General features: G+C 72.1%; 17 protein-coding genes. 5 read left to right on the plus strand and 12 right to left on the minus strand.

Annotation, left to right across the window (positions count from 1 at the left end):
* Nucleotides 1-37 precede the first annotated feature (37 nt).
* The 3 genes from ACGWYL_RS04780 to ACGWYL_RS04790 all read right to left on the minus strand — a co-directional run bounded on the left by ACGWYL_RS04780 (nucleotide 38) and on the right by ACGWYL_RS04790 (nucleotide 3051).
* Nucleotides 38-1600 (minus strand): long-chain fatty acid--CoA ligase, encoded by a 1563-nt coding sequence (locus ACGWYL_RS04780; protein WP_179427768.1) that lies wholly within the window; start codon nucleotides 1598-1600, stop codon nucleotides 38-40.
* Nucleotides 1601-1719: 119 nt separating this feature from the next.
* A complete protein-coding gene (locus tag ACGWYL_RS04785; RefSeq protein ID WP_395486560.1) occupies nucleotides 1720-2439 on the minus strand; it encodes a hypothetical protein in 720 nt (239 codons plus the stop codon).
* Nucleotides 2440-2505: 66 nt separating this feature from the next.
* Nucleotides 2506-3051: an RNA polymerase sigma factor gene (locus ACGWYL_RS04790; RefSeq protein ID WP_395486561.1), complete on the minus strand. Its 546-nt coding sequence runs from the start codon at nucleotides 3049-3051 to the stop codon at nucleotides 2506-2508.
* A 27-nt stretch (nucleotides 3052-3078) separates the two neighbouring features.
* On the opposite strand from ACGWYL_RS04790, the gene ACGWYL_RS04795 reads away from it, so the two are divergent.
* Entirely contained in the window at nucleotides 3079-3930 is an 852-nt protein-coding gene (locus ACGWYL_RS04795) for a serine/threonine-protein kinase (protein ID WP_395486562.1), read from the plus strand.
* 13 nt (nucleotides 3931-3943) lie between these two features.
* On the opposite strand, the gene ACGWYL_RS04800 is transcribed toward ACGWYL_RS04795, so the two are convergent.
* Nucleotides 3944-4804: a phosphoribosylaminoimidazolesuccinocarboxamide synthase gene (locus ACGWYL_RS04800; RefSeq protein WP_179427760.1), complete on the minus strand. Its 861-nt coding sequence runs from the start codon at nucleotides 4802-4804 to the stop codon at nucleotides 3944-3946.
* 53 nt (nucleotides 4805-4857) lie between these two features.
* On the opposite strand from ACGWYL_RS04800, the gene ACGWYL_RS04805 reads away from it, so the two are divergent.
* Entirely contained in the window at nucleotides 4858-6045 is a 1188-nt protein-coding gene (locus tag ACGWYL_RS04805) for an MFS transporter (RefSeq protein WP_395486563.1), read from the plus strand.
* Nucleotides 6046-6049: 4 nt separating this feature from the next.
* Entirely contained in the window at nucleotides 6050-6598 is a 549-nt protein-coding gene (locus tag ACGWYL_RS04810; protein ID WP_269304065.1) for a hypothetical protein, read from the plus strand.
* 84 nt (nucleotides 6599-6682) lie between these two features.
* Here ACGWYL_RS04810 and purB read toward each other — a convergent pair whose 3' ends face one another.
* The 8 genes from purB to ACGWYL_RS04850 all read right to left on the minus strand — a co-directional run bounded on the left by purB (nucleotide 6683) and on the right by ACGWYL_RS04850 (nucleotide 14596).
* A complete protein-coding gene (gene purB / locus ACGWYL_RS04815) occupies nucleotides 6683-8104 on the minus strand; it encodes an adenylosuccinate lyase (RefSeq protein WP_395486564.1) in 1422 nt (473 codons plus the stop codon).
* Nucleotides 8105-8127: 23 nt separating this feature from the next.
* Nucleotides 8128-9129 carry an Lrp/AsnC family transcriptional regulator gene (locus tag ACGWYL_RS04820; RefSeq protein WP_395486565.1) on the minus strand — a complete coding sequence of 334 codons (1002 nt, stop codon included), beginning with the start codon at nucleotides 9127-9129 and terminating at the stop codon, nucleotides 8128-8130.
* 104 nt (nucleotides 9130-9233) lie between these two features.
* A complete protein-coding gene (gene purD, locus ACGWYL_RS04825) occupies nucleotides 9234-10478 on the minus strand; it encodes a phosphoribosylamine--glycine ligase (RefSeq protein WP_395486566.1) in 1245 nt (414 codons plus the stop codon).
* 41 nt (nucleotides 10479-10519) lie between these two features.
* Nucleotides 10520-11059, minus strand: coding sequence for a hypothetical protein (locus tag ACGWYL_RS04830; protein WP_179427747.1), 540 nt, complete (start codon nucleotides 11057-11059; stop codon nucleotides 10520-10522).
* Nucleotides 11052-11765: a hypothetical protein gene (locus ACGWYL_RS04835; protein ID WP_395486567.1), complete on the minus strand. Its 714-nt coding sequence runs from the start codon at nucleotides 11763-11765 to the stop codon at nucleotides 11052-11054. Before ACGWYL_RS04835 ends, ACGWYL_RS04830 begins: the two co-directional genes overlap by 8 nt.
* Nucleotides 11766-11799: 34 nt before the next feature.
* A complete protein-coding gene (locus tag ACGWYL_RS04840) occupies nucleotides 11800-12756 on the minus strand; it encodes a hypothetical protein (RefSeq protein WP_179427743.1) in 957 nt (318 codons plus the stop codon).
* Nucleotides 12753-13280, minus strand: a complete 528-nt coding sequence (locus tag ACGWYL_RS04845; protein ID WP_395486568.1) for a hypothetical protein — start codon at nucleotides 13278-13280, stop codon at nucleotides 12753-12755. Before ACGWYL_RS04845 ends, ACGWYL_RS04840 begins: the two co-directional genes overlap by 4 nt.
* Before the next feature lie 32 nt (nucleotides 13281-13312).
* Nucleotides 13313-14596: an adenylosuccinate synthase gene (locus tag ACGWYL_RS04850; protein WP_179427739.1), complete on the minus strand. Its 1284-nt coding sequence runs from the start codon at nucleotides 14594-14596 to the stop codon at nucleotides 13313-13315.
* Between the two features lie 258 nt (nucleotides 14597-14854).
* Here ACGWYL_RS04850 and ACGWYL_RS04855 point away from each other — a divergent pair, with 258 nt between their 5' ends.
* Together ACGWYL_RS04855 and ACGWYL_RS04860 are read left to right on the plus strand one after the other, a co-directional pair.
* The gene (locus ACGWYL_RS04855; RefSeq protein WP_179427737.1) at nucleotides 14855-16246 is read left to right on the plus strand and encodes a condensation domain-containing protein; all 1392 of its coding nucleotides are present in this window, start codon (nucleotides 14855-14857) and stop codon (nucleotides 16244-16246) included.
* A complete protein-coding gene (locus ACGWYL_RS04860; RefSeq protein ID WP_395486569.1) occupies nucleotides 16243-17643 on the plus strand; it encodes a condensation domain-containing protein in 1401 nt (466 codons plus the stop codon). The genes ACGWYL_RS04855 and ACGWYL_RS04860 overlap by 4 nt, the downstream gene beginning before the upstream one ends.
* Nucleotides 17644-17647 lie beyond the last annotated feature (4 nt).

Raw genomic sequence — 17647 nt, forward strand, 5'->3', positions numbered from 1 at the left:
ACGCAACCACCGGCCGCGGGCCCCTGTCGTGTCGGCGTCAGTCGATCTCGCGCTTGAGGATCTTGCCCGTCGCGGTCATCGGCAGCGCGTCGCGGAACTCCACGATGCGCGGGTACTTGTACTGGGCGAACTGACCCTTGGCCCACTCGCGCAGCTCGGCCTCGGTGGTGGGATCGTCGGCGTTCTTGACCACGACCGCCTTGATCTCCTCGCCGTGCGACTCGTGCGGGACGCCGATGACGGCGACCAGCGAGACCGCCGGGTGCGTCATCAGCACCTCCTCGAGCTCACGCGGGTAGACGTTGTAGCCGCCGCGGATGATCATGTCCTTGCTGCGGTCGACGATGTAGTAGTAGCCGTCGTCGTCCTTGCGGGCGAGGTCGCCCGTGCGGAACCACTCGCCCTGGATCGCCTCGGCCGTGGCGGCGGGGCGGTTGTAGTAGCCCTTCATGATGCCGTGACCCTTGATCGCGATCTCGCCGATCGCCTCCGGGTCGTGCGGCACGTCGCTCCAGTCGTCGTTGATGAGCTTCATCTCGACGCCCTCGACCGGACGGCCGATGGAGCCCACGCGGACCTCCTCGCCGCGGACGCCGAACGAGGCGACGGGCGAGGTCTCGGAGAGGCCGTAGCCCTCCTGGATGACGATGCCGAACTTCTCCTCGAACTGACGGTGGATGTCGGCCGGGAGCGCGGCGCCACCGGCGGCCGCCGTGCGGATGGTCTTGGCGATGGCCTCGACGTCGATGCTGCCGTCGGACGCGGCGAGCGCCTGCAGCAGGCCCCAGTACATCGTGGGCACGCCGGCGAAGAACGTGATCTTCTCCTTCAGCAGGAGCGCCAGGGCGGCCTCGGGCTCGAACCGTGGCAGGTAGACGACCGTGCCGCCGTAGAGGAACGCGCCGTTCTGGATGACGGTCTGGCCGAAGATGTGGAACAGCGGCAGCACCGCGAGGTACGTGTCCGGGTCGTTCTCGTCGGCGCCGAACAGCGAGGTGCCGAGGGCGGCGTTGGCGCGCAGGTTGCGGTGCATCAGCTCGGCGCCCTTGGGCTGTCCGGTGGTGCCCGACGTGTAGAGGATCACGGCGGTGTCGTCGTCGTCGCGCTCGACCGTGGTGAACTCCGGCGACTGCTGGGCCACGAGCGGGCCGTAGAACTCCGGCGGCTCCATCGGCTCGGGCGCGGCCGAGTCGAGCTTGATGAGGAAGAACTCCTTGCACGCCTCGACCTCGTTGAAGCCGGCCCAGGCGCGGTCGCCGATCGGCAGGTCGGGGGTGCCCTCGAAGGCGATGAAGGCGACGGCGCCGGAGTCGTCGAGGTGGTAGGCGACCTCGCGCTCGGACAGCAGGACGTTCAGCGGGACGACCACGGCACCGGCCTTGAGGATGCCGAAGTAGGCGATCGTGAAGTAGGGCAGGTTCGGGATCGAGATCGCGACCTTGTCGCCGGGCTTGATCCCCCGCGAGACGAGCAGGTTGGCGACCTGGTTGGCGGCGCCGTTGACCTGCGCGTAGTTCAGGCGCGTGTCACCGAAGACGATGGCGGTGCGCTCGGGGTACTTCGCGGTCGTGTCGTCGAGGATCGCGGCGAGGTTGGTCACGGTGCCTTCTTTCGGGGGGTGTGGCCTCAGTTACATCGTCACTGTAACCAACGACCGCGGCACAAAGTGTGCCGCGACCCCTGTAGCAAAGCGTCGCGACCACACCCCCTCCCGACGACTCAGCAGCCGTCGCGCATCAGGTCAGGCTGGTTGCCGTCGGTGACCTCGACCATCGTGATCCGCGAGGAGTCCGTGAGACGGTCCGGAGCCTCGTCGAAGAGGAAGCCGATCCAGCGCGTGTCCTCACGGACGAACGCGCCGGTCTGCGAGTAGCCGGCCTCCTCCGGCTCCGACAGCGCCCCGCCGTAGGCCCGGCGCAGGCCTCCATAGCTGTTGCCCACCGAGATGCCCTTCGCCGTCTCGGCCCCGTCCTTGAACAGGCCCAGCGTGGCGATCGTGCCGTCCTGCCGGACCTGCACGTCGAACCCGTCGCCGAGGTCGCCGGTCCAGCGGTACCGGGTGCCCTCGCAGACCAGTCCACTGTCGTCCCGCTCGATCAGCCCGGTCGCGATCGCCTCGTCGACCGGCGTGCCGACCCGGATCGGCTCGATCGCACCGGGAACCACGTCGCCCACCGTGATCGGGCGTCCCTCGGCGTCGACCGGGTCGGCGGGAGACCAGGAGGGCCCCGTCCGGTCGGCGCGGGCCGCCGCGAGATCGGGATCCTCCGTGGCGCTCGGCTCGGGGGACGTGGCCGTCGGGGCGGGCGACGACGTGACGGTGGTGCCGGGGTCGGCGGCCGACGCCGATCCTCCGTCCAGCTGGCGGGCGGCGAAGCCGGCGCCGACGCCGGCGATCACGCTGGCGGCGACGAGGGATGCTGCGATGCTGCGGTTCATGGTGTCCTCACCGACCGCCTCCGTGACGGTCTCACCCTCCTGATGCCGCCGGGGCACGGAAAGTTGTCACGCATCGGCACCGGCCGTGAGCTGCGCCCGGACGAAGCGCCGCGCCGTGTGGATCCGCGCCTTCACCGTGCCGAGCGCGACGCCGAGGATCGTCGCGATCTCGTCGTACGGCAGTCCCCCGAGGTCGCGCAGGACGAGTGCCTCCACCGTCTCGGGGTGGCGCTCCTCGAGCGCCTCGATCGCGTCGAGGAGGTCGAGCCGCGTGCCGGCGACGACGCTGGTGCGCGCCGGGTCGGCCGTCTCCGGCGCCGCGTCGAGGCCTCGCTCGAAGGATCGCCGCTTCAGCGTCCGGTACGTCATCCGCGCCTGGTTGGTCGCCACCATCGCGGCCCAGGCCTCGAACGAGCCCCGGGCCGCCCAGGTGTCGAGCCGCGTGGCGATCGTGAGCAGGGCGTCCTGGGCGGCCTCCTCCGCGTCCTGGGGGTAGGGCAGGACGCGTCGGCAGCGCCGCTGCACGAGGGGTCGGACCTGTCCGAGCAGGTCCTCGAGCGCCGCCCGATCGCCGGCGCGGGCGCGCGCGACCAGGGCGTGGTGCACGTCCATCCGGCCTCCCCACCGATACTGGTCACGATGCGACAGATCGGACGTTACCGGCTCGACTCCGTGCAGGGGGTCGGCGCCTTCGCGACGGTGTGGCGCGGCCACGACCCCGATCTGGACGTCACGGTGGCGGTGAAGGTGCTGGCCGACAACTGGGCCCACCACCCCGACGTCCGCGAGCGATTCCTCGAGGAGGCCCGGCTGCTGCGCCGCATCCACGACCGTCTCGTCGTGCGGGTCCACGACGTCGGCGTCCAGGACGACCGGCCGTACTTCGTGATGGACTTCGTGCCCGGCGGGACGCTGGCCGACCGGGTCGGCGATCTCGGCACCGACGACGCCGTGGCGTGGGTCGTGGCGGCGTGCCGGGCCGTGCAGGCGCTGCACGACCACGACGTCCTGCACCGCGACGTCAAGCCCTCCAACCTGCTGGTGAGCGGCGACGACGAGGTCCTCATCAGCGACCTCGGGAGTGCGAAGCGACTGGCCGAGGCGAGCGGGATCACCGTCACCACCGGAACGCCCGCCTACATGGCACCCGAGCAGGCGTACGGGCAGCCGCTGGACGCGCGCACCGACGTCTACGCCCTCGGGGTCCTCGCGCACGAGCTGATCGCCGGCCGGCTGCCGTTCGACGGTCCGCTCGGACGGACCGCCAACGACCGGCTGGAGCCGACCGGAGCCGGCCCGCGGGTCGACGCGGTCGTCGCCGCCGCGCTGTCCGTGCGGCGCGAGGGCCGTCCGGCGTCGGCGGCCGCGCTGGCCGAGGCGCTCGAGTCGAGCGAGGATCCGACGCGCACGGCCGTGCCGCCCTGGCTCGTCGCCCTGCTGATGACCGTGGCCTTCGCCGCCGCCGCCGTCACCACCTGGTACCTGGGCTGAGGCGACCGGCGACTCACCAGGTGAGGCCGGTGAGTCGCTCGTAGGCCTCGATGTAGCGGTCGCGCGTGCGCTCCACGATCTCGTCGGGCAGCCGCGGCGGGGGCGTGTCGGACGCGCGGTCCCAGCCGGACTCCTCCGACGTCAGCCAGTCGCGGACGAACTGCTTGTCGTAGCTGGGCTGCGCCTGGCCGGGCACGTAGCGGTCGGCGGGCCAGAAGCGCGACGAGTCGGGCGTGAGCACCTCGTCGGCCAGCACGATCGTGCCGTCGGGACGGGCGCCGAACTCGAGCTTGGTGTCGGCCAGGATGATGCCGCGCTCACGGGCGATCTCCTCGGCACGGCCGTAGACGGCCAGGGTGAGGTCGCGCAGCCGCTCGGCCATCTCGGCGCCGACGGTCTCCACGACCGCCTCGAACGAGACGTTCTCGTCGTGCTCGCCGAGATCGGCCTTCGTGGCCGGGGTGAAGATCGCGGTGTCGAGGCGCGAGCCGTCGACGAGCCCGTCGGGCAGCGGGATGCCGCACACGGCGCCGGTCTCGCGGTAGTCGGCCAGGCCCGAGCCGGTGAGGTAGCCGCGGGCGACGCACTCGACCGGGAACATGTCGAGCCGCTCGACGACCAGCGCGCGGCCGGCCACCTCGTCGGGCACGTCGGTGCTGACGACGTGGTGCGGCACGAGGTCGGCCAGCTGGTCGAACCACCACAGGCTCATCCGGGTGAGGATCTCGCCCTTGTCGGGGATCCCCGGCTCGAGCAGGAAGTCGTAGGCGCTGACCCGGTCCGACGCGACCATCAGCAGGTGGTCGCCGTACGTGTACAGGTCGCGGACCTTGCCCGAGTGCAGGTGGGTGGCTCCGGGAATCTCCAGCGGCATGGGATCAGGCTAGTGGCCTGCCCGTCGGCGCGTTTCCGTGGCAGGCTGTGCCGGTGCCATCGACCCGGACCACGACCACGACGCTGCTCGTGTCGGCCCTCGTGGTCTACAGCGCCCAGGGGATGCTCGTCCCGGTGCTGGCGCCCGTCACCCGGCTGGTCGGGCTCGGCGAGGTCGACCTCGGCGCCGTCATGACGCTGTCCGCGGCGATGCTCGTGCTGACCGGTCCGTGGTGGGGTCGCGAGGTCGACCGGGTCGGCGTCCACGCGGTCCTCGTGCGCGGCCTGCTGGTCGCCACGATCGGTGCGGCTGGCTTCGCCGTGATGACCGAGGTCGCCGTCCGGCAGGAGCTGCCGCGGTGGCTCGTGCTCTCGGCGTTCGCCCTCACCCGGGGCGTGCTCTACGGCGTCGGCTTCGCCGCCGTCCCCGTCGCGGCGCTGACCTATCTCGCCTCCACGAGCGACGGCGCCACCGCGCGCACGCAGGCGATGGGCGCGTTCGGAGCGGTGCAGGGCATCTCGCTCGTCGTGGGTCCCGCCATCGGCGGCCTCGCGGCGATCGGCGGGCTGCTGATGCCGGTGCACCTCGCGCCCGTCCTCGTCGGGGCGACCCTCGTCGCCGTGTGGCTGCTGCCCGCGCCCGAGCGGCAGGAGCGCCCCGAGCGCGAGCGACTCGGCTTCGGCGACCCGCGTGTGCTGCCCTACCTCGCGGCGGGCGCCGCGCTCTTCCTCGGCCTGGCGCTCGTCGAGATCATCCTCGGCTTCCTCGTGCAGGACCGCCTCGGCCTCACGAACAGCGAGACCGCGGGCGTCGTCGCCGTCGCGGGCGTCGCGATCGGCATCGGCTTCGCCCTCACGCAGGCCGTCGTCGCACCCCGCGTCCCCGGCGGGCCGCGCGCGCTCATCGTGATCGGCAGCCTCGTCGCCGCGGCCGGCTACGCACTCGCGATCGTCGCCACCACGCTCGGCGTGCTGCTGCCGGCCCTCATGGTCATCGCGGCCGGACTCGGGCTCGCCGTCCCTGGCTACAACGCCGGCGCCACGCTCGTCGTCGAGCCGTCGGAGCACGCCGCGGTCGCGGGCCAGCTCTCGGCGACCGTGGGTCTCACCTATGTGATCGGGCCGGTGCTGGGCGCCGGTCTCTACGGCCTCAACGACCTCGCCCCGATCGTCGGCGCCGCCCTCCTCTCGGTCGTGGCGGCCGTCGTGGCTGCCGCCAGCGTCCGACCCGTGGCACGATGACGCCATGGGCGTCGTGCATCCCGGATCCGAGCTGAACCCCACCAAGGCCGAGCTGCTGGAAGCCTGGCTGCCGAGCCGCGACTGGTGGCCGCAGGGCGCGGAGGTGCCCGCCTTTCAGGCGAACTTCCGCTTCGACGACCCCGAGGGCGAGGTCGGCATCGAGTCGTTCCTGCTCCCCGTGGGCGACGACATCGTGCACGTGCCGCTGACCTACCGCTCCGCCCCGCTCGAGGGCGCCGAGCTCGTGGGCGAGATGGACCACTCGGCGCTGGGTCGCCGCTGGGTCTACGACGGCGCGACCGACCCGGTCTACCTCGCCGAGGCGGCCGCCGTGATCCGTGAGGGTCGCGGCGAGGTGACGATGCTGACGCCCGAGGGCGAGCCGATCCCGCGCCGCCGGTTCACCGCGGCCGTGCACGGCAGCGGCTCGGGCCACGGCGAGCTGCACGTCGCGCGGGTCGTCGACGCCCACGCGCCCGCCGAGGCCTCGGGCATCCTCACGGCCACGTGGGCCGAGCACCCCGGCCCCGCGGTCCTGGCCTGGCTCGCCTGACCGCCCGTCCCGAGATGTGCTCCCTCTTCTACGTTTCAGACCTGCTGAAAGGTAGAAATTGGAGCAGATCTCGTCACGCGAGGGTCAGAGGATGGCGCCGGGCGCGTAGGCCGCGGCGTCGGGGTGGCGCTGCAGGACGGCCTCGACCTGCGTGAGCACCTGCTGGACCTGCGAGACGGCCGCGCCGGTGAAGGCCAGTGGCTCGGCGACGAGGCGCTGCAGGTCGTCGGCCGTGAGGCCGAGCCGCTCGTCCGCGGCAAGGCGGTCGAAGAGGTCGTTGTCGGCCGTGCCCTGCTCGCGCATCTCCAGCGCGACGGCGACCGCGTGCTCCTTGATGGCCTCGTGGGCCGACTCGCGGCCGACGCCGTGGCGCACCGCGGCCATGAGGACCTTGGTGGTGGCCAGGAACGGCAGGTACCGGTCGAGCTCGCGCTGGACCACGGCCGGGAAGGCGCCGAACTCGTCGAGCACGGTCAGGAAGGTCTCGAACAGGCCGTCGGCGGCGTAGAACGCGTCGGGCAGCGCCACGCGACGCACGACCGAGCACGACACGTCGCCCTCGTTCCACTGGTCGCCCGAGAGCTCGCCGACCATCGACGCGTAGCCGCGCAGGACGACCGCCAGCCCGTTGACGCGCTCGCATGAGCGGGTGTTCATCTTGTGCGGCATCGCCGAGGAGCCGACCTGGCCGGGCTTGAAGCCCTCGGTGACCAGCTCGTTGCCCGCCATGAGGCGGATCGTGAGGGCCAGGCTCGACGGCGCGGCGACCAGCTGCACGAGCGCGCTGACCGCGTCGAAGTCCAGCGAGCGCGGGTAGACCTGGCCGACGCTCGTGAAGGTGCGCTCGAAGCCGAGGTGGGCGGCCACGCGCTGCTCGAGGTCGGCGAGCTTCGCCTCGTCGCCGCCGAGGAGGTCGAGCATGTCCTGGCCGGTGCCGACCGGGCCCTTGATGCCGCGCAGCGGGTAGCGCGCGATCAGCTGCTCGACGCGCTCGATCCCCACCAGCAGCTCGTCGGCGGTGGTGGCGAAGCGCTTGCCCAGCGTGGTGGCCTGGGCGGCCACGTTGTGGCTGCGACCGGCCATGACGAGCTCGGCGTGCTCGCCCGCGAGGCGACCGAGGCGAGCCAGCGCGGCGACGGCGCGGTCGCGCACCAGCTCGAGCGACGCGCGCACCTGCAGCTGCTCGACGTTCTCGGTGAGGTCGCGCGAGGTCATGCCCTTGTGGATGTGCTCGCTGCCGGCCAGCGCGGCGAACTCCTCGATGCGCGCCTTGACGTCGTGGCGGGTGACGCGCTCGCGCGCGGCGATCGAGTCGAGGTCGACCTGGTCGACGACGGCCTCGTGCGCCTCGATGACGCCTTCGGGGGTCTCCACCCCGAGGTCGCGCTGGGCCTTCAGCACCGCGATCCACAGCTGCCGCTCGAGGACGATCTTGTGCTCGGGCGACCAGATGCGGGCCAGCTCGGCGGAGGCGTAGCGGGAGGCGAGGACGTTCGGAGTGGTCACCGGCCCATTGTCGCAGTCCGCGGTCAGGGCGTGGAGAGCAGGACGCGGCCCTCGTCGTCGAGCAGCTTGCCCTGACGCTTGACGCTGCGCACGATCGTGGCGCGGTCGGTGACCCGCCATCCCGGCACGCGCTCCGCTGCCGTGCCCTCGAACTCGAACAGCTCGGCGAGGGCGTTGAACCGCACCACCAGCGCGAGGTTGGACGCGCCCACGACGGCCGCGCACCGCACGACGCAGGGCAGGTCGCCGATCACGTCGCCCGCCGTGCGCGGGTCGTCCGCCTCGGCCTCGAGGATCACGCCGCGTCCCGCACCGCCCGCGGAGGCCACGACGTCGCAGCCCAGCCGGATCGCGCGCGAGCGCAGCGCCCGCTCCAGCAGGCGGCGCGCGGTGGGCTCGGGACGGTCGAGCCGGCGCCCGATGTCGGCCACGCTCATGCGGGGGTCCTCGATGAGGATCTCGGTGAGCTGGGCGAGCACCTCGGCGTCGGGCGGCGTGACGGTGCCGTCGCCACGGCGGTCGAGCCCGCTGACCTGCTCGGGGCTGAGCGCGCCGAGTCGCCACTGCGCGTCCTCGCGGTGCACTCCGGCGATGAACGAGGCGCGCGTGCCGACGATGTCGGGATCGTCGCCCACGAAGGTGTCGACCGCCTGCCGCATCTGACCCAGTCCGCGGCCGATGAGGATGATGGCGACATCGTCCTTGCCGGCCAGCAGGTCGACGGAGTAGACCTCCTCCGCCTGGGCGATCTGCTCGGCGACCCGGACGTCGGTACCGGGACGGCAGGTCAGCTTGAGGACCACGGCATCGCGGTCGGGCGCCAGCTGCTCGGCGCTGGGACGCACCACGAACCAGGCCAGTCGCTCGGCGACCAGACGGTCCCAGCGACGGGCGGCGGTGGCGGGGTCGACGCCGATCGTGCGGCCGATGGCGCTCCACGGGGCCCGGGGAGCGACCTGCAGGGCGTGCACGAGCGCGAGGTCGACCTCGGGGAGCTCAGGCAGGGACTGCGACGACGCGTACATGCGGCCAGAATACGGGTTGCCGGTCCGACCGCACGCCCAGGTGACGGATCAGCCCGCCGAGGGCCCTCCGACTGACGGAACCGCGCTGTGGCGTCGGCGGGGACTCAGCCGGGCAGGTTCGCCGCGATGTCGCGCCGGTGGTGCGCCCCGCGGATGCGGATGAGGTCGACGGCCTCGTACGCGCGGGCCCGGGCCTGGTCGAGGTCGTCGCCGACGGCCGTCACCGACAGCACGCGGCCACCGGCCGTGACCAGGTTGCCGTCCTCGTCGATCTTCGTGCCAGCGTGGATCACGTCGACCCCCTCGACCGCGTTGGCCTCGTCGAGTCCCTCGATGCGGTCGCCGGTGACGGGCGACTCGGGGTAGTGCTCCGAGGCGATCACCACGGTGAGCGCGGCGCCGTCGCGCCACTGCGGCAGCCCGACCTCGGCGAGCGTGCCCGTGGCGGCGCCGTGCAGGAGCGCCGACAGCGGCGTCCTCAGCAGCGACAGCAGCGCCTGGGTCTCGGGGTCGCCGAAGCGGGCGTTGAACTCGACCACGCGCGTGCCGCGGCTGGTGAGCGCGAGGCCGGCGTAGAGCAGCCCCTGGAACGGGGTGCCGCGCGCGGCCATCTCCTTGACGGTGGGCAGCAGGACCCGCTGGGTCACGTCGCTCACGAGGTCGTCGGGCGCCCAGTCGAGCGGGGTGTACGCACCCATGCCGCCGGTGTTCGGTCCCTCGTCGTCGTCGAGGGCGCGCTTGAAGTCCTGCGCCGGCTGCAGCGGCAGCACGGTGGAGCCGTCGGTGATCGCGAACAGCGACACCTCGGGACCGTCGAGGTACTCCTCGATCACGACGCGATCGCACGAGACGCCGTGGTCGTAGGCCGCCTGGCGGTCCTCGGTGACGACGACGCCCTTGCCGGCCGCGAGGGCATCGTCCTTGACGACGTAGGGCGGGCCGAAGGTGTCGAGCGCGTCGGCGACCTGCTCGGGCGTCTCACACACGCGCGCCATCGCGGTGGGCACCTCGGCGGCGGCCATGACCTGCTTCGCGAACGCCTTCGAGCCCTCGAGCTGCGCGGCATCGGCGCTGGGACCGAAGCAGGCGATGCCCGCATCGCGCACCGCGTCGGCGACGCCCGCGACGAGCGGGGCCTCGGGTCCGACGACGACGAGCCCGGCGCCGATGCGGGTGGCGAGGTCGGCCACGGCGGCGCCGTCGAGCGGGTCGACGGGGTGCAGGGTGGCGATGTCGGCCATGCCCGGGTTGCCCGGGGCGGCGTGGACCTCGGTGACCTGCGGGTCGCGGGAGAGGGCCAGGGACAGGGCGTGCTCGCGGCCGCCGGTGCCGATGACGAGAACCTTCACCCGTCGAGCCTATCGCCGGTGCGCATGGGCTCCCGCATCGATCAGGATGGCGTGATGTCGGCGGCGATCTCGCGCGCGAACGCCACGAGCGCGTCCCACGGGCGCGGGCCGTCGGTGCCGGTGAGGAACGAGGACCACGTCAGCGGCGGCGGCGCCGGCAGTGCGAGGTCGTCGAAGGCGCGGGTCCAGCCGGCCAGCAGGCGCTCGTCGTAGCGGCCCGAGGCGAGCAGGAAGCTCGTGACGGCCGAGACCGTGCCGCGCCGGGCCTCGTCGTCCTCGCGCAGCAGCTCGGCCAGGTCGGCGCCGAAGCCCTCGGCGTCGAACTCGGGCCACGACGCGGCGGCGTGCAGGCCGTCGCGCAGCAGGTCGGGCAGGCGGTCCCAGTCGGTGATGTCCTCGCGGTGTGGTCCGAACGCGATCGTGGCCAGCGCCGAGACGACGCCGCCCGCGCCGATGGCCGCGAAGAACCCCGCCATCGCCTCGGGGCGCCGGTGCTGGCGCTCCAGCACGCGCAGGAGCCGCGTGAAGCGCGCCGCCTGCTGCCGCGAGACCAGGTCGGCCGGAGGAAGGACGTCAGTCATCGGCCCCCCGGGACCCGCGACCCGTGACGACGTCGCCGAGGGCGCTGACGACCTCGTCGAGCGTCAGCGGCGCGAGGGTGACCTCGACCTCCTCGGTGCCCGTGCGCGGGGCGTGCTCGACCCGGTACCAGCCCTGCGGACCGGCGTCGACGACCGTGACGGTGGCATCGACGTCGCGCTCGGCCCAGTTGCCGGTGGCGCGCCAGGCCAGACGCCAGCCCTCGAGGACCGGGTCGAGGTCGGCGTCGCCGCTGGGGTCGACGCCCTCGAGCGTCATGGCCGCGTCGATGACGGTGGTGTTCGTCGTGACCGTGGGTCGCTCGGCCGGGACCTCGCGGTCGAAGATCGCCAGCCACTGGCGCAGCTGGTCGCGCAGCAGGCCGAGCTCGGTGGCGGTGACGACGACGGCGCCCTCGGTGTCGGGCGCGCTCGTGGTGGCGCGGCCGTCGGGCATCCAGCCGATGAACAGGGGCGAGAGGGTGGCGCCGTCGAAGCGCTCGACGACGATGCTGCGCGCGGGACCCACCGCGACCTCGACCAGGCTCGCGGCCGTGGGGTGGACGCCCGCGGAGGTCACGAGGCCCTCCTGGCGCAGGCGGGTGGGCGCGTCGGCCGGGGCCACGCGGCCGGCGTGCACCTCGGCCAGCTTGATGAGGTCGTCGTAGCCGACGGTGAGCTGCAGGAAGGTCTCGTCGAGTCTCGTCACGGTGGCTCCAGCGTTCGCAGGGGTGTCGTTCATGTCAGTCCCAGAACGTCAGCTTGTCGCCGACGTCCTTCCAGGTGTCGCCGTCGGTGACGGTGTCCCAGGCCTTCGAGGCGCCGTCGCTGATCTCGTCCCAGTGGTCCACCACCTCGGCGCCGGCCCAGACCAGGCCGGTGCCCACGGCGATGGCGCCGGTGACCGGGTTGGGCGCGATGAGGAACGCCGTGGTGGAGGCGCTGAAGGCGGTCTCGGCCACGTCGGCCACGTAGCCGGCGCCCTCGCGCTCGAAGGCGTCGATCGGGTTGCCCTGCTGGATCAGGTTGTTGACGCCGACGGCGGTGCTGTAGACGCCACCCACGATGCCGAGGCCGCGCATGAGGCCCAGGCCTCCGGGGTTGCGGCTCAGCGGGTCGGCCCAGCCGGCGGTCGGGAAGCGGGTGCCCGGTCCGGCCCACTTGGGCAGCTTGTTCAGCAGCGCGGTGGGCGGGGCCGCGTGGCGCCCGCCGCCCGAGAGCATCCAGCGCGCCCACTCGCCCGTGCGCCCGCCGGCGTTGGCCATGCGGGTCAGCATGTTGCGGCCGACGAGGCCGGTCTGGAAGATGGGCGCGACGCCCGTGGCCATCTTCTTCATCTTGCCCAGCGCCGAGGCGATGGAGATGAGCGGGAAGTCGTCGTCGTTGCCGAAGATGTTGCCGAACTCGGCGCCGAGGTACTCCCCCAGCAGGTCGTTGAGGGTGTCGTTGATGGCGCTGAGCGACATCGTGACCTTGCCCTCGCCCGACTCGTCGAGCAGCAGCGCGATGTCGGCCAGGCCGTTGAGCTTCTCGGCCGCGTCGTCGAGGAACGTCGCCTTGGCCTCGATGTTCTCCAGGCTCGGCAGCGCGACCGGGCTGGCGGAGCGCGCGGACGCGGCGTTGGTGCGGATCTTGGACGCCAGCTCCTCCGCGCGGGTGGCCGACAGCGTGAGCTTGTCGTAGTCCATCTCGACGGTCATAGCGTGACCTCCTCCTTCACGGCGAACCACAGCGCGACGTGCTCGGGGCGGGTGCCGCCGGCCACGCGCGGGGGGACGAGGTCGTGCTCGCGCACGAACGACCATTCGACGACGGCCATGTTGAGCGGCGAGGCCCACCGGCGCGAGGCGACCAGCACGCCGGCCTCGCTGCGCAGCGTGAGCAGCTTCGGCAGGCCGCGGTGGGTGAGCTGCATGCCGGGGAGCGCGAACCGCTGGTCTCCGGTGACCGCGAGACGCTGGCGCCGTCCGAGGCCGCTGCGCTTCCCCTCGGTGGTGATCGTGGCGACGCGCTCGCCGTTCAGCGTCACGGGGACCCCGTCGTCGTAGGCGTCGCGGAACGGGTTCGCCTGCCGCTCGGCGGCGGTGCGTCGATCGGTCAGGTCGAGGGCCACCGTCGCGTCGCCCACCGTGGCCTCGATCGCGTCCGCGCGGCGCACCAGGCGCACCGGACCCCATGACGACCGGCGGTGGGACCGCCACTCGTACCTCTGCTCGTCGCTCACACCGTCTCCCCCGTGAATGTGCTTCGAAGATCCTAGAGCAGGTCGTGCAGGACGACCGTCTCCTCGCGGTCGGGACCGACGCCGACGGCGCTGATGCGCGAACCGCTCATCGCCTCGATCTCGCGCACGTACGACTGCGCGTTCGCGGGCAGGTCGGACAGCTCGCGGGCACCGCTGATGTCCTCGGTCCAGCCGGGGAAGAACTCGTAGATCGGCTTGGCGTGGTGGAAGCCCGTCTGGGTCATCGGCATCTCGTCGACGCGCTCGCCGTCGACCTCGTACGCCACGCACACGGGGATCTGCTCCCAGCCGGTGAGGACGTCGAGCTTGGTCATCACGAAGTCGGTGACGCCGTTGATGCGCGCGGCATAGCGCGCCACCGGGGCGTCGTACCAGCCGCAGCGACGGGGGCGACCGGTCGTGGTGCCGAACTCGCCGCCGTTCTCGCGCAGGCGGTCGCCGTCGGCGTCGAACAGCTCGGTGGGGAACGGGCCCTCGCCCACGCGGGTGGCGTAGGCCTTGACGATGCCGATCACGCGCGTGATGTCGGTGGGGGCGATGCCCGAGCCCGTGCACGCGCCGCCCGTGGTGGCCGACGAGCTGGTGACGAACGGGTAGGTGCCGTGGTCGACGTCGAGCAGCGTGGCCTGGCCGGCCTCGAGCAGCACGGTCTTGTCGTCGCGCAGCGCCTCGTGCAGCACGAGCGCGGTGTCGGCGACGTACGGACGCAGGCGGTCGACGTGGCCCAGCAGCGACTCGACGATCTCGTCGGCGTCGACCGCGCGGCGGTTGTAGACCTTGGTGAGGATCTGGTTCTTGAGGTCGAGCGCGCCCTCGACCTTCGCCTGGAGGATCTTCTCGTCGAAGAGGTCCTGCACGCGGATGCCGAGGCGGTTCATCTTGTCGGCGTAGGTGGGGCCGATGCCGCGGCCGGTCGTGCCGATCTTGCGGCTGCCGAGGAAGCGCTCGTTGACCTTGTCGAGCGTGCGGTTGTAGTCGGCGATGAGGTGCGCGTTCGCGCTGACCAGCAGGCGCGACGTGTCGATGCCGCGCTCGTTGAGGCCGTCGATCTCCTGGAACAGGACGTCGAGGTCGATGACGACGCCGTTGCCGATCACCGGGACGCAGCCGGGCGTCAGGATGCCGCTGGGCAGCAGGTGCAGGGCGTACTTCTCGTCGCCGATGACGACGGTGTGGCCGGCGTTGTTGCCGCCGTTGAACTTCACGACGTAGTCGACGCGGCTGCCCAGGAGGTCCGTTGCCTTGCCCTTGCCCTCGTCACCCCACTGGGCTCCGACGATCACGACTGCGGGCATGGAATGCCACCCCTCCACCAGACGGAAAGCCCCGCTACGGGGGCTCGTGCTCGTCAATCCTATCGAGAACCCGCCGCGTGGGAGCCACCGGCGCTCGTCGCCGGGCGTGGAAGGACGGCGAAAAGGAGACATTCGCACCAGTTCAGGCGGAGTGATGGACATCACTGGAACGTGCCGTAGCCTTCCTGTAACTGCACGTGTAACGGTGAGTTGCATTGGGACTCCCCCGGACCCGCGGCACTCGAAGGAGGAACCCTCTTGCACCCCCATCGCCTGACCCTCGTCCCCGCGGGAGACGTCCACCTCTGGGTGCCGCGGTCCTCCACGCTGCGGGCGTTCGCGACCGCCGCGCCCGACCCCCGCCCGGTCACTCCCGACCAGCAGCGGCGCCTCGACGTCGCCGGCCTCCCGCGCCCCGTGGACGACGAGGTCAACCCCTGGATCGGCCTGCGCGCCACCCTCCACGGCGCCGACCTCACCTCCCTGGCGGGCACGCTGCGCCGCTACTGCGCCCGCCACGAGAGCCTGCGCTGCATGTTCGTGCGCCGCGACGACGGCAGCTACGAGCGACGCATCATCGACGCGGAGCTGATCGGCTTCCAGCCGCGCCACCTCGGCCACCATGCCGACCCGGGCGAGGCGTTCGACGCGGTCATGGCCGAGCTCGACGACCGCACGGGTCCGCTGTCGTGGCCCGCCGCCACGGTCGTCAGCGTCACCGACGCGAACGGCGACATCACGGTGTTCGCCGCCTTCGACCACGTGACCTTCGACGGCTACAGCGCCTACCTGACGATGGGCGAGCTCAAGCACCACCTCGAGGCCGAGCTGAACCACGCGCCCTTGCCCGCCCCCGTGGGCAGCTACGTCGACTTCGCCGTCGAGCAGCGCGCCCTCCAGGACGCGATCAGCCCCGACAGCCCGGCCCTCGAGCCCTGGCGCCGCGCGGCCGATGCCACGGGCGACCTGCCCGGCCTGCCGCGCGCCACCGGCGTCCGGCGCGGCGACCGGATCCAGCACCGGATGCGGTACCCCACCTTCGCGGGCCCCCGGCTGAGCCGGGCGTTCCACCGCTGGTGCGACCGGCACGACGTGCCACCCGCCCTGGCGTTCACCGCCGTGCTGCTGCGCGCCATGGTCGCGGAGGAGGACGACGAACGACTCACGGTGCTGATGTCCACGCACAACCGCAACCGCCCCGAGTGGCACCAGGCCATCGGCTGGTTCTCGGGCATCGTGCCGATGACGGTGGATCTCGGCCGCGACCTGCCGCTGATCGAGCTCGTGCGGCGCACGGCCGAGGCGTGGCAGTTCGGTCGCACCGCCGAGACGATCCCGCTGCCCCTGGCCAACCACCTCCTCGGCACCACGATGCGCCCCGCGGCGGTCGTGTCGTTCCTGGACTCACGCCACTGCCCCGGCCGGGACGGCTGGGAGGAGATGGACTCCACCGTGTTCCTCGGCGAGGTCGAGCCCAGTGACGAGATGCACCTGTGGATCAACTCGATGCCCTACGGCACCGAGCTGCTGCACCGCAGCCCCGACACCCCGCCCTGCACCGAATGGCTCGACCGCGTGATGAACCGGATGCGCGACCAGATGGTGGCGGTCACGCGCGAGGTCAACGACCCGATGGAGGCACTGACATGAGAATGACCCGCATCGAGGAGCTCGACACCATCGACGGTGACGTCTTCCTCCTCCGCCCGTCCGAGGAGTCCGCCGCCGCGCTCGCCGCCGCCCCGGCGAACGAGCACCGGCCGTCCTACATGCAGGACCAGCACCTGCGGCTCCGACGCGCCATGGAGCGGGTGGGCTCGGCCGACGCCAACTGGCTGGGCCTGTGCTTCGACGTCCAGGGCCCGCTCGACGTCGACGCCCTGCACCGCGCCGCCACCGCGTGGGTCCGCCGGCACGAGGTCATGTGGGGCACCTTCAAGGACGACCCCGCCGATCCCGACGGCGAGCTGACCCGCCACGCGATCGCGCCCGAGGGCCTGACGCTCAGCCTGACCCCGCTCGGGTCGCACGCGGGCGACGAGGTCAACCAGGTCCTGCTCAAGCACTTCAGCGACGCCGTCGACCCGATCGACAACTTCGGCTATGCGATCGCCGGAGTCTCGGGCGAGGACCGGTCCACGATCTTCTGCGGGTTCGACCACTGCTACGGCGACGGCTTCAGCGTCCTGCTCGCCTACATGGAGCTCTCGCAGCTGTACGCCAACGAGATCGGCGACGAGCAGGTCGAGATGCCTCCCGTGAAGGGCTACATGACGTACGCGCAGGAGGAGCGCGCCGACGCGCAGCAGTACGGCATCGACCACCCGTCGATGCAGTTCTGGGCCGACTACGCGATGGACGGCGCCGGCGCCAAGGACGGCTTCCCGATGGATCTCGGCATCGCCGAGGGCGAGCGGTTCTGGCTCGTCCCGATGGACTACGACATCCTCACGGCGGCCGAGTGCGACCGGCTCGAGGCGATCGCGAAGGAGGAGTCGGCCACGTTCCCGTCCGTCGTCTACGCCGCGTTCGCGCTGGCCGCACGCGACCTCGCCGGCGCGAGCGCCTACCGCTTCTTCAACCCCGTCGCGACGCGCCACACCCCCGAGACGCTCCCGACGATGGGCTGGATGATCAACGTCCTGCCGATCCACATCCCGGTCGCCCCCGAGGCCACGCTGTTCGACGTCGCGCGCGACGTGCGCCAGAAGTTCCGCGACGCGCGAGTGTGCGAGCCGGTGCCCGCCCTGCGCGTCATGGAGGTCGTCCAGGAGGCCTTCGGGTTCTCGCTCGAGGACACCCACCGGCCCGCGATCGTCTCCTACCTCGACGGCCGGATGATCCCCGGCCAGGAGAAGTGGGCCCAGGACCGGTTCCACGGCACGACCGGCCAGGGGTACGACGACAACGTCAACGTCTGGATCAACCGCACGCCGACCGAGCTCTACGTGATGTGCAGCGTCCCGCAGACCCCCACGGCCGTGGCGAACGTCGACGCGTTCTTCACGTACGCCTCGAACCTCCTGCGCGGGGCCCTCACGCGCTAACGTC

This window comes from Aeromicrobium sp. JJY06 (genome assembly GCF_044069275.1).
GTDB classification, from domain to species: Bacteria; Actinomycetota; Actinomycetes; order Propionibacteriales; family Nocardioidaceae; genus Aeromicrobium; species Aeromicrobium tamlense.

Excerpts from the sequence above, each read along its gene's own strand:
- ACGWYL_RS04785 (WP_395486560.1), bottom strand. The coding sequence starts at position 2,439 with ATGAACCGCAGCATCGCAGCATCCCTCGTCGCCGCCAGCGTGATCGCC.
- ACGWYL_RS04790 (WP_395486561.1), bottom strand. The coding sequence starts at position 3,051 with ATGGACGTGCACCACGCCCTGGTCGCGCGCGCCCGCGCCGGCGATCGG.
- ACGWYL_RS04795 (WP_395486562.1), top strand. The coding sequence starts at position 3,079 with ATGCGACAGATCGGACGTTACCGGCTCGACTCCGTGCAGGGGGTCGGC.
- ACGWYL_RS04800 (WP_179427760.1), bottom strand. The coding sequence starts at position 4,804 with ATGCCGCTGGAGATTCCCGGAGCCACCCACCTGCACTCGGGCAAGGTC.
- ACGWYL_RS04810 (WP_269304065.1), top strand. The coding sequence starts at position 6,050 with ATGGGCGTCGTGCATCCCGGATCCGAGCTGAACCCCACCAAGGCCGAG.
- ACGWYL_RS04820 (WP_395486565.1), bottom strand. The coding sequence starts at position 9,129 with ATGTACGCGTCGTCGCAGTCCCTGCCTGAGCTCCCCGAGGTCGACCTC.
- ACGWYL_RS04830 (WP_179427747.1), bottom strand. The coding sequence starts at position 11,059 with ATGACTGACGTCCTTCCTCCGGCCGACCTGGTCTCGCGGCAGCAGGCG.
- ACGWYL_RS04840 (WP_179427743.1), bottom strand. The coding sequence starts at position 12,756 with ATGACCGTCGAGATGGACTACGACAAGCTCACGCTGTCGGCCACCCGC.
- ACGWYL_RS04850 (WP_179427739.1), bottom strand. The coding sequence starts at position 14,596 with ATGCCCGCAGTCGTGATCGTCGGAGCCCAGTGGGGTGACGAGGGCAAG.
- ACGWYL_RS04860 (WP_395486569.1), top strand. The coding sequence starts at position 16,243 with ATGAGAATGACCCGCATCGAGGAGCTCGACACCATCGACGGTGACGTC.